Raw genomic sequence first — 1,875 nt, 5'->3', positions numbered from 1 at the left:
CCCGGGTCTACGCCGGGGTCCGCAAGAACCTGCGATACCTCGACGAGAACCCGCAGGCCGAAGACCGCGGCGAGCGGATCGCCGAGATAGTGCGTAGCACCGAGCCGCTGGTCCGGCTGCTGGCACAACGTCTAGTGCACCCGGACCTGGACAACTCGGCGATGCTGGAGGTCCTGACCCGGCGCTACTACGGCAACAAGGGCCTGACCGGCGTGCAGACCACTCAAGCAGCCGGCACCTCGTTCGTGGTCGCCGAACGTGACGGCTCGCGCCTGGTCTCGGCAGCGGTGCCCTTCGACCGGCTCGGCGACGCCCTGGACGGACTGGCTGGACTGGCCGAGCTGGAGACGTCCGGCGGCGCCCTGGACGCCGACATCTACCTGCTGTGGGAGAACCAGCCCGACACCGACGAAGCCGCCACCCAGTTGCAGCACGTGATCAGCGCGCACCCGCTGCCGCAGCAGGTGCGGCGGGTGACGACCACGGTCGCCGGGCGCCGCAACGCGGTGATGCACCACCACTTCACCTTCCGGCGCTCCAGCACCGGCATGACCGAGGAACGGCTGATCCGGGGCCTGCACCCCTACATCGCCGAGCGGATGCAGCTGGAGCGGCTGAACAAGTTCGACCTGACCCGGCTGCCGTCCTCCGACGAGGACGTGTACCTGTACCAGTGCGTGGCCCGCGAGAACCCGGCCGACGACCGGCTGGTCGCGTTCACGCAGGTACGCGACCTGACCGAACTACGCGAGCACGACGGCCGGCTGGTGGCGCTGCCCACCGCCGAGGACGCGATCGCGGCGTGCGTGGACTCCATCCGGCGCGCGCAGCTGCGGCGGCCGTCCAACAAGCGGTTCAGCACCAACCGCGTGGTGGTCTACCTGTGGCCGGTGTCGAACATCAAACGCTCCGAGCTGTACCTGATCGCCAAGCGCATCCTGCCCTCGACGGTCGGCGCCGGCCTGGAGGAGATCGAGCTCATCGGCCGCCAGCGGTCCTGGAAGACCGGCGAGCTGATCAAGATCGCGGTCCGGGTCCGCTTCGACACCGCGGGCGAGCCCTCGCTCAGCGTCGGCGAGCCCACCCTGGACCCGATCGAGCCGCTGGACGACTACCGACTCAAGGTGATGCGCGCGGCCAGCCGCGGCACGGTGTACCCGTACGAGCTCGTCGACTCCCTCGGCGACTTCGCCGAGCACGACCTCGACGACACCCACACCCTGGTCCCGGTGGACCGGCCCAAGGGCCGCAACACCGCGGCGATGGTGGCCGGCGTGATCAGCACCCGGACCCGGCGGCACCGGCAGGGCGTCACTCGGGTCCTGCTGCTGGGTGACCCGACGAAGTCGTTGGGTGCGCTGTCGGAGCCGGAGTGTCGCCGGGTGATCGCTGCTCTGGATCTGGCCGAGCGGATGCAGGTCCCGCTGGAGTGGTACGCGCTGTCCTCCGGGGCACGGGTCTCGATGCAGTCCGGGACCGAGAACATGGACTGGGTAGCCGCGGCACTGAAGCGGATCGTGGAGTTCACCCAGGCCGGCGGTGAGATCAACGTCGTGGTCAACGGCATCAACGTCGGCGCCCAGCCCTACTGGAACGCCGAAGCCACCATGCTCATGCACACCCGCGGCGTACTAGTCATGACCCCGGACTCGGCGATGGTACTCACCGGCAAACACGCCCTGGACTTCTCCGGCGGCGTCTCCGCCGAAGACAACTTCGGCATCGGCGGCTACGACCGCGTCATGGGCCCCAACGGCCAAGCCCAATACTGGGCCCCCACACTCACCGCGGCCCGCGACGTGCTGATGTCCCACTACGACCACACCTACATCGCCCCCGGCGAAACCACACCCCGCCGCGCCACCACCGACGACC

Annotated in this window: 1 pseudogene; it reads left to right on the top strand. The window is 69.3% G+C overall.

What is annotated here, in order from left to right:
• A pseudogene (locus IZR01_RS48975) lies at positions 1-1,875 on the top strand (ATP-binding protein); the annotation flags it as partial.

Source organism: Catenulispora pinisilvae (genome assembly GCF_015356865.1).
GTDB classification, from domain to species: Bacteria; Actinomycetota; Actinomycetes; order Streptomycetales; family Catenulisporaceae; genus Catenulispora; species Catenulispora pinisilvae.
This window is presented reverse-complemented; position numbering and strand designations above follow the sequence as displayed.